Below are 14,070 nucleotides of genomic sequence, written 5' to 3'. Positions count from 1 at the left end.
CCAGCTATAATTAATCCGTCCCGATGGGCGGATTTTGTTACCACCCGGTAACAGCAAGTTGTGTTTTGAGCTGCTCGAATCCTTCTCCGCTGCTCAAAACCACTTGCCCTGCCGGGGGCTGGAAACATCCTCCGAAGTCGGATGTTTTTGTGAAATTAAAATGGACAGTTATGGATCAAAAGAACTCGCAACAGAAAAAAGGAGGACGAAAACCCAAAGAAAACCCTGCAGTTTTCCGGTACTCTATTAGCCTTACCGCTGAGGAAAATGCACACTTCCTATCTCTCTTTGAGAGGTCGGGAATGAATGTTATGGCCCATTTTATTACCGCATGTATATTTCAAAAGACGATTAAGACCATAAAAATCGACAAGGCAGCAACGGATTATTATATGCGGCTGACCACTTTCTATGGGCAGTTCCGATCGGTTGGGGTTAATTATAACCAGGTGGTGAAGATATTATACCGTCATTTTTCAGAGAAAAAGGCAGCGGCATTTCTCTTCAAACTGGAAAAAGAAACGAAGGAAATGGCGACATTATGTAAAAAAATAATACAGCTGACTGAGGAATTTGAAACAGAATATCTGAAAAAAGAAGGGTAAAATGATTGCAAAAATCGGCAGAGGAAATAGTCTTTATGGGGCTCTTTCTTACAATCAGCTTAAAGTGGATAAGGAAAATGGACAGGTTTTATTCACGCACAGGATGCTTGAAACTCCCAACGGGGCTTATACAGTTTCCCATTTGTTGCGCTCCTTTGACCCCTATTTGGTGGCTAACCGCAATACTGAAAAGCCGGTATTACATATCTCGCTCAACCCTGATCCCAGAGATAACGTCAGCGATGAGAAATTTAAACTCATGGCCCAGGAGTACATGCAGGAAATGGGTTATGGCCAGCAGCCTTTTGTCGTGTTTAAGCATACGGATATAGATCGTACCCATATTCATATTGTATCGGTCTGTGTGGACGAAGAGGGCAGGAAAATTTCAGATAAATTTGAGAAAGTACGATCCATGAAGGCCTGTCGAAATCTTGAAAATCAATATGGACTAATACCCGTGGCAGAAAAAGAAGAAAAACAGGATGACAGTTTACGATTTCATCCTGTTGACGATAAAAAAGGAAATATCAAAAGTCAGATTGCTTCTGTCGTCAGGTATTTACCCAGGTATTACCAATATCAGACCCTTGGCGAGTACAATGCGCTTCTTTCACTCTTCAATATCACCGCTGAAAAAATAGAAGGAGAACTGCACGGCCAGCCCAAAAAAGGATTGGTTTATCTTGCTCTTAATGCCAGTGGAGAAAAGGCAAGTCCTCCCTTCAAAGCATCCCTTTTTGGGAAAGGTGCTGGATATGAAGCCGTGGATAAACATTTCACTCAATGCAAGGATCATCTGAAGAAAAGTGAAGCAAAGCCCCTTCTCAGCGAAAAGATTGATCAGGCAATGAAATCTACAGGCAATGAACAGGAATTTAAAAAGGTACTCGCATCAAGTGGCATTAACGCTATAGTCCGTCGCAATGACAACGGAAGAATCTATGGAATCACATTTGTTGACCATCATTCCAAAACAGTTTGGAACGGTTCCCGCCTGGGAAAAGAATTTTCAGCAAACGTTTTTAATGACTGGTTAAATAATGATCAGAAGCCTGAAATTAGATCCGCTCATGAAACAGATAATACGTCCAATCACATAATCACCCAAAACATAGATCATTGCTCCCAAACTCATAACCCATTCAATTTTCTGGATAATCCAGAAATGACATATGCCGCGGAGCCATTAGACCTTATAGAGATAACTGGCGGATTATTGCCTGAAATCCTGGAAGAGAATGGGGAGCAGGAACCTTTTGTCAACCGTAAGAAGAAAAAGAAAAAATACAGACCGGGAAAAAACAGTTAAAAAACCTTCTATCAAAGAAATTACCTCTATTAGTACCTTCACTTTAATTGTCTGACCATAGATATGATAACCAGCAGGCAAAACTTCGATCAAAATAAAATTTGTTGGAAAGATTAAATTAAAAGAACTTCAGCCATTGAACATAAAAGAAACCGATGACAAAAGAAATTAAAAAATTCAACATCGCCTTGCCTCTGGATTCACAGAAGATACATTTTGACCTGCACCCGGTAAATATAAGGGAAAAACAATTATACCAGGTCTATACCAGATTCGGAGATAAGGAGTACCGGTTTCATATGCAAACTGAAGATGGAGAAAAGTTCAGGATTACTGACAAAATGAATTGTCCAAAAGAATATATAAATCTGGAAACAAATTTATCAGAAGCGATAATCAACAGCTAACCGGATAACAAAACTGGTTGTAGTCCGCCTTAGCAACTCCAATTATCTGCCAAAGTAATAGTACCTTTTTTAAGATTTGGGGTATACATTAAAACAATTTGTATGACTATCTTGAAAAGATTCAAACGCTGGAGAGGAAAATTCGTTAGTACCATATTCACTGTGAGTGCTGGAACATTAGTACTCATTTGTATTATGAGAATATTTACTACATATGGGGAGAATGCGGTTATCCTCGCTACTGTGGCCACAACCTATGTAACTGTCAATGTATTATTGCTTCGAATTGAATCCTTGACGATTCAGGTTAGCGCATTACGTCAGACCAAAACCGAGGAAATAACTAGATAAATTTGAGTGCCAAACCCCATGATAAGTTTATTTAGTCGTTGGCTATTAAAATATAAAATTATTTTGTCATTGCGTTTGCCCTGTTGCAAAAGGTGACATAATATTCTCAACCAACGTAGCCGAGTGTTACAATTCAATTATTTTGGGGTTAACAAACAATGAATGGAAAACCGGCTTTTGATTCTTCTCAAGCTGTTCCATTTTTACACCAACGGTCGAGGTCGCGTACAGATTCCATAGTAGTGTTACAACTATTGAGATCACCCTTGTGTATTGAATACTTTTTTACAAGCTTTCAATTTCAACATGAGCAGGTGTTGACCTCTGGGTAGCAATCAACACCTCCCATTTGATGGATTTTAGAGGTCGAATTAAAATTTAAGTGCTGTATTTCTTTTTCTACTACATTATTTTAATTTTATCACAACAGCATACCACATAAAGCTATAAGTAAAAATACAATACTGTGCAGCTAGCGACCAAAGGCTTAAAGTTGTGATACTAATACAATCAATTTCCATATTTTGCTTTGGTCCCTAACTATATATTGATCTCTCAATTGGACATTACACATTAAAATTTTGAACTTTTTAAAGTTGTAGTTATCTTAGCTCCAACAGGTATTTTTTCAACCTCCTTCTTTGTCATGTAACGGATCAATGTTGCTGGCAGTATGTATATTTTCACTCGATAGTAATGATTTTCGCAGTTTGGAGAAATGGCTCTGTTGCCGCTTTTTTTTCAAACTGGAAGGGATTTATTATTCATTGTAAATATATTTTAGTGACTCAACCTATTCTACAACAGCCCAAGCAAAGACTCATTATTGAGCTTTTCAAACAAGGTTCTACGATCGAGGCTATTGCAACTAGACTTAATATTGACCCTGCCAAGATAATTTTTATACTATCAGGCAATGGGCTGCTCACCTGCGAGAAAGCGCACCGAGAAAATGACTGTAGGATTATTCTTACCTTGCATGATGCCGGAGTTCCTTTGACGGAAATTGCATGGATACTATCTCTGGATATAAAGCTAATAATTGGTACGATTTATACACCTGATCAACTGATAAGTCTTTATGAATCAGAGCAACCCCTATCCTGTTTAAAGGACACGTCAATTATCTCCATCCCAAAGAAAAGGCCTCAAAGTAGGGAATTAAAATTATTGGACATACTCCTGGCAAAGCGCATTATCAGGGAAATGTTCATGGGTAAGAAGGGTTTAGAAATTGCGAAGGAACATAACACGTCCCCACAAAGAATTTATGAATTACTAAGAAGTGTCGGTATCCACCCAATAGAAAAACAAAAAATTCTGACCCTTGCCAAATGCAGGGATATCATGATCAGCAGAAAATTACTCAAAGAGGGATACGATATTGCCAATGTAGCGATTCATCTTAAAATACGAGCTGCTACCCTAAACACGTATTCACAAGTAGCACTTTGCAGGTTACCTTTTAATACTGAAACTGACCTTATCCGGGAATTTATGGATCTCTGGTTTTATATCAATAAGAAAGTTGGGCAGCGTTACCCCACAATGGTTTCAAACGATGAGCCTGATAACAACTATGATGAATTTTTAAAAGGGGAAGGCCAAAGAAGATTGAGAAACAGTACTCCAGTCCGAGAAAAACTTGCTTCTGAGCTAATAAAGGAGATTGCATCAGGCAAAAAACTTCAACATGTTTCTTCAGAATTTAAGATGTCTTTGCATAAAATCCGGAGAGTATTGAGGTTATCTAACACTGATATAAGAACAATACGAAAAAAAGCTTCAGAACAAAAAAGAGCCATTCAGAACAATGAGCATGATCAATTCAGGATAATGGTGGAAGGAGGAAAAACCCTCGAAGAAATAATCTCTATTGTGGGGTATTCGGAGCAGAAAATAATCAATTTACTAAAACAGGCTGGAATTTCAAACATTTCAATTGTTCAGAACCACATTAAATACTCCCAAATCCGGGGAGCCTCGGTCAGTCAAATAGCCCAGGATCTTTTGTGCTCTCAGAATACGATATGTAAGATAATTAGTCCTAAACGGATAAAAACCAAAATTGGTAGAAAAGAATCAATGCAAGAGTATGAAAAACGAGGAAGAAAACCATTGATACACCAAGTCACAAAAGCATTACTTGCAGGATGGTCGATAGAAACCATAGTTAAAAAAGGAATAGCCAGTTCAGCAACAGTTTATCGCTATAAAAAGGCTCTAAAATTATAGCGGATAATCTCACTTGGAAAAAAGGCGATAGTAACTGACTTAACTTTAGCTACTGCTTAACGTTATTAGTCTTTAAGTAAAATATACTTTAATCTGTAAATTACCGAAACAGAAAACGGAAATTGATGTACAACTACTTCCTTTTTATCAAAAAAACAATAGGCAGGTGATATAAAGAGATTACCGCTTGTCTATTTTTCTTCCCAGGATTCCAGCGGGGCATTACACTAACAATTCGCTTTGCTTCTTCATCACAACCAAATCCAATTCCCTTAAGAACATTAATATTTGTAATAATGCCGAGTGTATCCACCTTAAACTGCAAGATAACTTTGCCTTCAATTCCTGCCCGTTTTGCTGAATCAGGATATTCAATGTTTGAATAAATAAACCTGTTCATAGCTGCTTCTCCCCCGGGAAACTCAGCAAGAACGGGTGGAAATGGGTAGATTGTAGTGTCAAGTCTGTAATTCGCACCGTTATAAATTTCCCAACTGCTACTCAGACTTTGGGGAATCTGAGAAAAAAACGAACAGATTAGGAATACAGTAAAAATAATTTTCATCACATTAATATTTATTAACGACTTTACTGTCATTATTATAATCATGTACTTAGTCATTACTTCAGCCGTTGGGAAATTACAACCTCAAAATCGTGAATGTCGCCGCCGATTCTGTCAAGTAATACTTTACCATCAGGATCAATTAGGATGGTACGTGGAATTGAATTTAGATGATAAGAAGCGACAAGTGATGAATTCCATCCCTTTATTTCACTTCCATGATACCATGATAGCCGATTTGTCTTGATGGCATTTAACCATTTACCCTTATCATGATCCAGTGAAACACTAAAAAGGACAAAATTATTGTTTTTAAATTTTCTATTTAGCTCCTTTAATTGGGGTAATTCTTCAATGCATGGCGGACACCAACTGGCCCAAAAATTCAGTAAAACATATTTTCCTTTAAACTGGCTAAGCGAAATTGCCTTATTTTCCTGGTTTGGGATTTCGAAATTTGGTGCCTGTTGATTTGTACTAATTAGAGAATTGGCATCAGTTGCTTCTCGTTGTACAGCCATTTTCAATTCATTAACCGAGGCAATCAAAAGTTGTGAACCGGAAAATTTTTGAACAACAGAATCCAGTACACCACTAAAATAGGAAAAATTATCTTTAGGAATAAAGCGAATCGCATATGCCGTAAATAAGTCTGTTTCACCAGTGGCTACAGTTTGTTTTGCGACTTCTAGCTTCCTTTTACCAAGTAGGCTTCTTATATTAGAAATTGAGTCTCTATCCAGATCTGATGCTAGAGCTTCTGTCATATCCAGATCCTTTAATTGACGGTTGATTGAATTGACCGTATCAATAAACATATTGATTTTTTGAGACTCAGGTGAACCTGTAATTTTTATAGACTTATTATCCAGGTAAACCTGTATAAGGCTATCCTGGCATTGTAAAAGAAGCAGTATAACTCTTCCCTGCTTTTCAAAATTCAGCAAATATAATCCTCGTTCCGGGGAAACTTCTAATGTATCAGACGATCCGTTGGCAAATGTAAATACAGAATTGGATTGCGTGCCATTTCTAGTAATTTGAAAATGCTGTGTCGGACCGTCCTTTACAAAAGCCTGGATATGTACTTTGCACTGAGCCGAGGTTTCCAATACTGTCAACACTAAAAAAAAAGCTATTAGCTTACTCCTAAAGTCATATTTTCTAATTCCCGCTAAATACATTATCCATTAGTTGATGAGTGATCTTCCTTTTTTAAATCGTAAAAACAGATAAATTACTAATTACATAAACCTGTAGGAACCGGCTGACCAGATTGATAGCAGGTGAGAGTGTGCACCTGATCCCAAACACCCTGGGTTTCATAGGTGCTAATGGCAAGTGCCGTCATTGCATCATTGCTTGCAGCACATCCGTCGCCACATTGAGTAGATCCCCATGACCACTCAGTAACGCAAGTATAGGAATGCTGATTAGAACCACAATTTACACCCGAGCCAGTACCCCCCAATACATTTTTCAGCTGTTCGCGGGTTAATACTTCGGTGTGATTTAAGTTAAGGGTGATAAGCTTTAATTTTTTCATGATGATATGTTTTTGGGTAAAATAATAAATCAAAAAGGAGATTGTTCAAATTAATTAGAAGATAAAATCGTAGAATAACAAATTCCAGGGCTATACATATCCAATCCGGGTTCGCTCAACCACTAGGAAATTTACTTATCGAGTACCAGCAAAGGGGTTAAGTATTTTAACCGTTAATACACAATGATTTCCAGATAAAAACCACTCCAGGGCTTGATTTTATCATTCAACGGGCTTTCGATTATTAACTTGATTAGTGATGGTCTTTGCATACCGGATTCCAACTCACAGGATGTTTATTACTTATCGGTTTTCTATAGATCCAATATGCATCGCAGTATAAATATATCAGTTATCAATCCAATAATTGTATGGTATTTTGACTTTTACAGATGCTATTTTGACCCGCCTGTTTATGCTCAATTTCCATTCGAAAATTAAAGTTTACCACATTACCATTTGTTAAGCCATATTTTAACCATTAATAAATCTTATTTTCTGTTTAATTCTTAACCTGCTGTACATTTAAAATGAGTGAGTTTGCTACTTGGGCTGTCTGGCAGACAGCTATATTTACTACCTTTTTTACAGAATAACTAAAAGGTAAATTTACCGCCAAAGGATGCCACCTAAAGCCATTCCCTCCATATCTCTCATAGCGCATAACTGAATCCTCTACATTGACCCGTAATACATTTTATAGATTATGCAGGGAGAAGACGATTTAAGAGGATTAGCTAAGATCATGGCCTTTATGCGCGCTGTAAGCATTCTTTTGGTCTTGATGCATTTATATTGGTTCTGCTATGGAGCCTTTGACGAGCGTGGTTACACATTACAGGTAGTGACCAGAATATTATGGAATTTTCAAAGGACAGCCGGATTATTTTCACACCCCCTTTATACCAAAGCCTTTGCATTGGTACTACTCTCTTTAAGTTGTCTTGGTACCAAAGGGGTTAAAAACGAAAAGATAACCTGGTCCAAAATTTACACAGCGTTAGGAGTAGGATTTGTACTGTTCTTTTTAAATGGTCCTTTATTAAAGCTTCCTACCACTCTCGGTTCATTCTTCTATATTCTCACAATCAGTTTAGGATACATCGCTCTTCTTATGGCTGGCGTCTGGATGAGCAGACTGCTCAAGAATAATCTGATGGATGATGTATTTAATAATGAAAATGAGAGTTTCATGCAGGAAACCCAATTGATACAAAACGAATTCTCTGTTAACCTTCCCACAAAATACTACTACAAAGGAAAATGGAACAACGGATGGATCAATGTTGTGAATCCATTCAGGGCTACTATTGTACTGGGAACTCCTGGCTCCGGAAAATCATATGCAATTGTCAACAACTATATCAAGCAACAAATCGAAAAGGGATTTTCGATGTATATATATGATTTTAAGTTTGATGACCTTTCTACCATTGCCTATAACCATCTTCTAAAGCATACTGACAAATACAAGATAAAACCCAAATTCTACGTCATCAACTTTGATGATCCTCGCCGAAGCCACCGCTGTAATCCTATCAACCCGAATTTTATGACAGATATTTCTGATGCCTACGAGTCCGCCTATACCATTATGCTCAATCTTAACCGTAGCTGGATCCAGAAACAAGGGGATTTTTTCGTGGATTCTCCAATTATCTTATTGGCAGCTATCATTTGGTTCTTGAAAATCTATGATAATGGTAAATACTGCACTTTTCCCCACGCCATAGAATTGCTAAATAAAAAGTACTCCGATGTGTTCACTATTTTAACTTCTTATCCTGAGCTTGAAAATTACCTTTCTCCCTTTATGGATGCCTGGCAGAGCGGCGCCCAGGATCAGCTGCAAGGACAGATTGCATCCGCAAAGATTCCTTTATCAAGAATGATTTCTCCCCAACTCTATTGGGTCATGACAGGTGACGATTTTTCTCTGGATATTAACAACCCTGAAGAACCAAAAATCCTTTGTGTGGGCAATAATCCGGACCGCCAGAACATCTATTCTGCTGCTCTCGGCCTATACAACTCACGCATCGTAAAACTGATTAATAAAAAAGGACAATTAAAAAGCTCTGTAATCATTGATGAGCTGCCCACAATTTATTTTAGAGGACTGGACAATCTAATCGCTACGGCACGTAGTAATAAGGTGGCAGTTTGCCTGGGCTTTCAGGACTTTTCGCAATTAACCCGTGATTATGGCGACAAGGAAAGCAAGGTAATTCAGAACACAGTAGGTAATATTTTCAGTGGCCAGGTGGTAGGTGAAACGGCTAAAAATTTATCAGAACGTTTTGGAAAAGTTTTACAGAAGCGCCAAAGTATGACCATCAATCGGAATGATACGTCAACATCCATATCAACACAGCTCGACAGCTTAATACCGGCTTCCAAAATATCGACCCTAACTCAAGGCATCTTTGTGGGGGCTGTTTCCGATAATTTTGATCAACGTATTGAGCAAAAAATCTTCCATGGCGAGATTGTAGTTGATAACAATAAAGTTGCTGCTGAAACGAAATCCTATCAAAGGATTCCTCAGATCAACTCTTTCTTAAATGAAAACAGAGAAGATACCATGCCAATGGAAATTCAGGAAAATTACAGGGCCATAAAGTTTGATGTTGTATCAATTATTGAAAGAGAAAAAGAACGGATTAATAACGATCCCAATCTCCAACATCTTAAAACATAAGGCTTCTATTATACAAAATGGCAGTCTTACTGATAGTCATAACGATATTATATGAGCATCGGGAAAAGTCCCGGTGTTTCTATACTATTTTGTATTAACAGCTGCATAACTAGTTAAATCATCTGAAAATACGAGTATTGCACTTCACTTTATAATGAATGTTGAATATTTAGAATAGAACCGGGATTCTTCCTGGTTTTTTATTTATCTTTTTGGGTATAGGGGATGATCTCACCAGGTTCCGCTCCCAGTGCCCAGATTATTGTCACCAGTGTTACCGTATGCAGGTCACGTAAGCCATTTTCTATTTCGCTTATTCTGCCAACACCCATACCACCGGCGGCAATGCCTAAATCCGTCTGTGTCCAACCAAGCTCGATTCTCTTTTTCCTGATGTTGGCACCTATCTCATATAATACAATTTTATCGTCCAAACGATCCATTTTTGCAAAATCCTGTCAATTTCTGGCATTTGATTTCTCACCTTTGGTAAATTTGTGATTTTTATATATTTTAGACCTGTAGATCGGATTTTCAGAACAATATCGAAAGTTGAGATTATAGTAAATTGATAATCAACTGCTATGGATCGTAATTTTCAAGGATTAGATCATATTTAAACTTGACGTGTGCGAAAGATTCCATACTTGCGTTACCTTGGACGGGAGAGCAGGTAGTCGGAAAAGCGATGCTCGCAGCTCATTGGCGCGGGCACTCGCTTGTTAATGTTAGTCTGTCTCCCGTCCAAGGTAACCAGACAAAGCGTTAGGCAAGTGAGTGTCCGCGTCATTTTTATATACGCCAAAACAATCTTTACCCCAGGGTATCTCGACCCGTAAACACTCCCCACCATGAGTAAACTCTTAGTAGACGAAGTACGTTATTACCGTTACCTGGTGCTTGCCCTTATCATTCTTTTGGGACTAAGCGCTATTTTTTCTATTTTACTTTCCATTCTTTTAGTACAAACTAATCTGGCATGGGAACATACTGAAACGGATATTCTTTTAGCGCTCCAAAGCCAAATCCGCATTTTTTTACTGGCCGCATAACACATTTCATATTTCAAGACTTTAACCCAACTATTCAACCCAAATATTACCCTAATGGCTCCAACATCTTTTTATATCATACAGGTTGACACTCATCCCGAAACTATTGGTATTGTCCATTTCCGCTACCTTTCAGCTCATTGTCCCGTCGCATTTGCACTCATGCACACGATGGCAGACGAGCAAAACTATTTATATAAAATATTGCTCCTTTTTGTTCCTGATGGTAGGCAAATGAACCAATGTATAGTTACAGGTATTAAATATGTTGGTTCCAAGCAGGAGTTGGCAGACTGCATTTCTCACCTGCTTCTTTATGGTGAACACGTAAGGGTAAATGTAAATGCAAACTAACCTTTGCGGCATCTGCCAACACATAGCAATGGTTAATACCAAAATCGTTTACAAAGAATTTACACTTTGGTCTTAGGAAAAATTTTATTTTGATTAAACCCCTTTTTCCATGCGTTATTCCCTCAAATCCATCCGTCATATTGGTGCATCTGGTGTAAGTGAAGCACAAAAAAAGATTATTTTAATCGTTAACACCATCTCCATAATGACCGCCCTGCTTGCAATTTCAGCTGGGACATTTCTTTTTATACTCACCGGGAAGGCTGCTATCGGTATTGCTGCTTATACTGAGGTGGGTATGTTTTCCAGTATAATTGTCATGAACTACTATAAAAAGTATGGTGTGGCACGTATTGCGATTCACATCTTCCAAAATGCAACCGTATTATATTTCGGACTGCTCTTCGGAAAACATGTGGACGTAAAGTTAATGGTCGTTTTCTTAGGGATCATTCCACTGCTTTTATTTACTGACAAACATGTAAAGATTACCTGTTCAATTGTCACCTGCGTGACCTTGTTTATTCTTGAATACAATTACCAGTATCCTATTTTTGAGCCAATATCCCTTAGTCTGCATGACGAGCGTATTACCCGGTGGTTAAGCCTGGCCGTTATTTTGTTTTTGGTAATGGTGGTGGTCTGGTTTAATGAAGAAGACAAGCGCAAGGCTAATGATTCCTTGGCCCACGCCAACGAAAGACTGGAACAGCTAACTGAACAGCTGCGGCAATCAGTAGCCTCTAAAGCCAAATATGTACAGCTGATCACCCATGAAATCAGAGGGCCATTTAATGCTATTTTTTCAATCGCCCAGCAGTTACTCGATAAATTACCTAAGCTGGCTCATTATAAACAGATCGAAGACGATATCCAAACACTCAATGCAGGCTGCTATCAAACGCTTACTATTATCAACAGCGCTTTAGAAGTTTCTAAATTGCAAGTGGGGGTCTATCCGCTCACAATAAGTACGATCTGTGTGCGTAGCTGGATAAAAGATATTATGGACATCTTCCAATACATAGCCTCCCATAAGCAGGTCACTATAAAAACAGTGGTGCGTCCCAGTGTCCCCGGTTACATTAAAGGCGATCATGAAAAGTTGACCAGGATTGTCAATAACCTACTCTACAATGCCATTAAATTTACCAGCACAAACAGTACAGTAACAATTACGGTAGATAGCAATGAAAACTTTTGGAGCATCAGTGTTGCCGATCAGGGCGAAGGTATACCTAAGATAGAGTTGGAAGATGCTTTTAAAATATTTCATTCCAGCAGTACCGACAGTGCAGAAGGAACCGGCCTCGGGCTCTATTTTGTAAGTGAAACCATTGGTCTTTTGAAAGGAAAGATAGAGGTCTTTAGCCGCCTTGGGCACGGCAGTAATTTCGTTACTCAATTCCCTTTAATAGCAGCTGCTCCCATTCTAGCCTCCCCGGCAGATGAGCACTCTCTTATGCAGCCTGATATTAGCGGGAAACAAATACTCATTATCGACGATGACCTCATGCAGGCCACTTATTTGAAAAAATATCTGGAAAGTAATGGCGCTTTTGTACATCTTTCAGAAACGGGAAGAGACGGTTTTAACCAATTGGATAAACAGGCCATAGACCTGATTGTTTTGGATAATACGCTTCCGGATATGAGCGGCATTGAGGTCCTCCAAGCATTGCAAAAAAGCCATTTTGACCTGATACCGGTTATCATGATAACTGCTGACAATAACATAACCCGGGAGGATGCAATCGCTGCCGGTGCCTGTGACTATCTCCTGAAACCTGTTATTTTAAAAGAACTAAGAACGCTGGCGGCTAACTGTTTCCAGATTATTTCTACCAAATAAGTAATTAAAACAAGTGTCTGTAGAATATTGTTAAAACAAAAAATCCATAAACAAGGCGGCTGCGGCTCATTTGCAGCCGCCGTTCGTATTTTTATGAGCGCCAGTCCACGCTGGTTATACTTTACTCACAACGATCCGAAAAAATGCCTGTCACCCTTCCCCGTATCTATTGTCCTTACAATGGAACGATTAGCCAGCATGTCTATTCGGCAGAAAACCATACAGACGCATGGTTACGCCAATTCAACTTACTACCTGATAATACGGCTTATAAGAATTACAGAGCCCAAGGTTTTGCTTACATGGTGGCAAGAATGTTTCCCACGGCGCCGCAACCATTGCTTTTTGCGCTCACAGATATCAATAGTCTTCTTTTTTTATTGGATGACCAAATAGACCCGGTTTCAAAGGATGCCGGGAAGGATAAACTGCAATTGCGTTCCTTTATTTCTGCTTTCATGTCTGTTTTCTTTAACCCTCTGCCCCAGAAGTATTCCCATCCCTTTCTAAATGCCTTGGCTGATTTCTGGAGCAGGGTTACTGCTATAACATCAGACCTTTGGCAGTGGCAGTTTGCAACAGCACTTTGCCAAACCTTCCATTCCGCTCTCTGGCAGATGGAGAATATAAAAAATGGTTATAGGCCAACCTTAGAAGAATATAAAATGCACCGCCGTTTTTTAGGAGCGGCCAATATCGCTACGGCTTCCATCCCTGCCGTATTGAATATTACCGGCAATTGGGGACGCCAGACCCAGCAGGTTGCGGAACTCACACGACTGGCTGAAAATATTGTCTGCTGGGCTAATGATCTCTACAGCCTTACCAAAGAAATAGAACAAGGGGATACCTACAACCTCGTGTTGATTTTTCAACAGATATACAATCTGTCTTTGGATGAGGCTATCAATAAGACAGTCGGTATTCATAACCAGGACATGAAACGCTTTCAGATCAAGGCAGATGCGCTTGCAGGAAATTCGCCTTCCCTGACCAATTATATCAATGGGCTGAAATATATTATCCGGGGCAATGTAGACTGGTCACAAAATGAAACAACCCGGTATGAGTTTGCGTATGCCCGATAATA

Annotated in this window: 13 protein-coding genes; 9 read left to right on the top strand and 4 right to left on the bottom strand. The window is 38.9% G+C overall.

Features of this window, described 5'->3' with window-relative positions; all coding sequences use genetic code 11:
- The first annotated feature begins 170 nt into the window (after positions 1 to 170).
- The 4 genes from mobA (at position 171) to LKL37_RS03525 (ending at position 4,910) form a co-directional block, all read left to right on the top strand.
- The gene (gene mobA / locus LKL37_RS03540; protein WP_431610431.1) at positions 171 to 605 is read left to right on the top strand and encodes a conjugal transfer protein MobA; all 435 of its coding nucleotides are present in this window, start codon (positions 171 to 173) and stop codon (positions 603 to 605) included.
- Between the two features lies 1 nt (position 606).
- A complete protein-coding gene (gene mobB / locus LKL37_RS03535) occupies positions 607 to 1,917 on the top strand; it encodes a conjugal transfer protein MobB (RefSeq protein ID WP_431609216.1) in 1,311 nt (436 codons plus the stop codon).
- Positions 1,918 to 2,072: 155 nt separating this feature from the next.
- Positions 2,073 to 2,324 carry a hypothetical protein gene (locus LKL37_RS03530; RefSeq protein WP_431609215.1) on the top strand — a complete coding sequence of 84 codons (252 nt, stop codon included), beginning with the start codon at positions 2,073 to 2,075 and terminating at the stop codon, positions 2,322 to 2,324.
- A 1,047-nt stretch (positions 2,325 to 3,371) separates the two neighbouring features.
- Positions 3,372 to 4,910 (top strand): hypothetical protein, encoded by a 1,539-nt coding sequence (locus LKL37_RS03525; RefSeq protein WP_431609214.1) that lies wholly within the window; start codon positions 3,372 to 3,374, stop codon positions 4,908 to 4,910.
- Positions 4,911 to 5,043: 133 nt separating this feature from the next.
- On the opposite strand, the gene LKL37_RS03520 is transcribed toward LKL37_RS03525, so the two are convergent.
- From LKL37_RS03520 to LKL37_RS03510, 3 genes are read right to left on the bottom strand one after another with little or no spacing between them, the layout of a single operon-like run.
- Positions 5,044 to 5,475, bottom strand: coding sequence for an energy transducer TonB (locus tag LKL37_RS03520; protein ID WP_431609213.1), 432 nt, complete (start codon positions 5,473 to 5,475; stop codon positions 5,044 to 5,046).
- Between the two features lie 56 nt (positions 5,476 to 5,531).
- Positions 5,532 to 6,659: a peroxiredoxin family protein gene (locus LKL37_RS03515; RefSeq protein WP_431609212.1), complete on the bottom strand. Its 1,128-nt coding sequence runs from the start codon at positions 6,657 to 6,659 to the stop codon at positions 5,532 to 5,534.
- 56 nt (positions 6,660 to 6,715) lie between these two features.
- Positions 6,716 to 7,021, bottom strand: coding sequence for a TIGR04149 family rSAM-modified RiPP (locus LKL37_RS03510; protein ID WP_431609211.1), 306 nt, complete (start codon positions 7,019 to 7,021; stop codon positions 6,716 to 6,718).
- 706 nt (positions 7,022 to 7,727) lie between these two features.
- Between LKL37_RS03510 and mobC the strand changes: the two genes are divergently transcribed.
- Positions 7,728 to 9,722, top strand: a complete 1,995-nt coding sequence (mobC, locus tag LKL37_RS03505; protein ID WP_431609210.1) for a conjugal transfer protein MobC — start codon at positions 7,728 to 7,730, stop codon at positions 9,720 to 9,722.
- A gap of 200 nt (positions 9,723 to 9,922) precedes the next feature.
- On the opposite strand, the gene LKL37_RS03500 is transcribed toward mobC, so the two are convergent.
- Positions 9,923 to 10,156: a helix-turn-helix domain-containing protein gene (locus LKL37_RS03500; protein WP_431609209.1), complete on the bottom strand. Its 234-nt coding sequence runs from the start codon at positions 10,154 to 10,156 to the stop codon at positions 9,923 to 9,925.
- A 417-nt stretch (positions 10,157 to 10,573) separates the two neighbouring features.
- Here LKL37_RS03500 and LKL37_RS03495 point away from each other — a divergent pair, with 417 nt between their 5' ends.
- The 4 genes from LKL37_RS03495 to LKL37_RS03480 all read left to right on the top strand — a co-directional run bounded on the left by LKL37_RS03495 (position 10,574) and on the right by LKL37_RS03480 (position 14,068).
- The gene (locus LKL37_RS03495; protein WP_431609208.1) at positions 10,574 to 10,774 is read left to right on the top strand and encodes a hypothetical protein; all 201 of its coding nucleotides are present in this window, start codon (positions 10,574 to 10,576) and stop codon (positions 10,772 to 10,774) included.
- A gap of 54 nt (positions 10,775 to 10,828) precedes the next feature.
- Positions 10,829 to 11,128: a hypothetical protein gene (locus LKL37_RS03490; RefSeq protein ID WP_431609207.1), complete on the top strand. Its 300-nt coding sequence runs from the start codon at positions 10,829 to 10,831 to the stop codon at positions 11,126 to 11,128.
- 109 nt (positions 11,129 to 11,237) lie between these two features.
- Positions 11,238 to 12,980: a response regulator gene (locus LKL37_RS03485; protein WP_431609206.1), complete on the top strand. Its 1,743-nt coding sequence runs from the start codon at positions 11,238 to 11,240 to the stop codon at positions 12,978 to 12,980.
- Positions 12,981 to 13,318: 338 nt separating this feature from the next.
- Complete coding sequence (locus LKL37_RS03480; RefSeq protein WP_431609205.1) at positions 13,319 to 14,068, top strand: terpene synthase family protein; 750 nt, start codon at positions 13,319 to 13,321, stop codon at positions 14,066 to 14,068.
- Positions 14,069 to 14,070: the final 2 nt, after the last annotated feature.

Source organism: Chryseobacterium sp. 'Rf worker isolate 10', assembly GCF_050753305.1.
Taxonomy (GTDB): Bacteria; Bacteroidota; Bacteroidia; order Flavobacteriales; family Weeksellaceae; genus Chryseobacterium.
Note: the sequence above shows the minus strand (reverse complement) of the source record. Positions and strands in the feature narration are given on the sequence as shown.

Coding starts and splice junctions, on each gene's coding strand:
- mobA (WP_431610431.1), top strand. CDS start 171: ATGGATCAAAAGAACTCGCAACAGAAAAAAGGAGGACGAAAACCCAAA.
- mobB (WP_431609216.1), top strand. CDS start 607: ATGATTGCAAAAATCGGCAGAGGAAATAGTCTTTATGGGGCTCTTTCT.
- LKL37_RS03530 (WP_431609215.1), top strand. CDS start 2,073: ATGACAAAAGAAATTAAAAAATTCAACATCGCCTTGCCTCTGGATTCA.
- LKL37_RS03525 (WP_431609214.1), top strand. CDS start 3,372: ATGATTTTCGCAGTTTGGAGAAATGGCTCTGTTGCCGCTTTTTTTTCA.
- LKL37_RS03520 (WP_431609213.1), bottom strand. CDS start 5,475: ATGAAAATTATTTTTACTGTATTCCTAATCTGTTCGTTTTTTTCTCAG.
- LKL37_RS03515 (WP_431609212.1), bottom strand. CDS start 6,659: ATGTATTTAGCGGGAATTAGAAAATATGACTTTAGGAGTAAGCTAATA.
- LKL37_RS03510 (WP_431609211.1), bottom strand. CDS start 7,021: ATGAAAAAATTAAAGCTTATCACCCTTAACTTAAATCACACCGAAGTA.
- mobC (WP_431609210.1), top strand. CDS start 7,728: ATGCAGGGAGAAGACGATTTAAGAGGATTAGCTAAGATCATGGCCTTT.
- LKL37_RS03495 (WP_431609208.1), top strand. CDS start 10,574: ATGAGTAAACTCTTAGTAGACGAAGTACGTTATTACCGTTACCTGGTG.
- LKL37_RS03490 (WP_431609207.1), top strand. CDS start 10,829: ATGGCTCCAACATCTTTTTATATCATACAGGTTGACACTCATCCCGAA.
- LKL37_RS03485 (WP_431609206.1), top strand. CDS start 11,238: ATGCGTTATTCCCTCAAATCCATCCGTCATATTGGTGCATCTGGTGTA.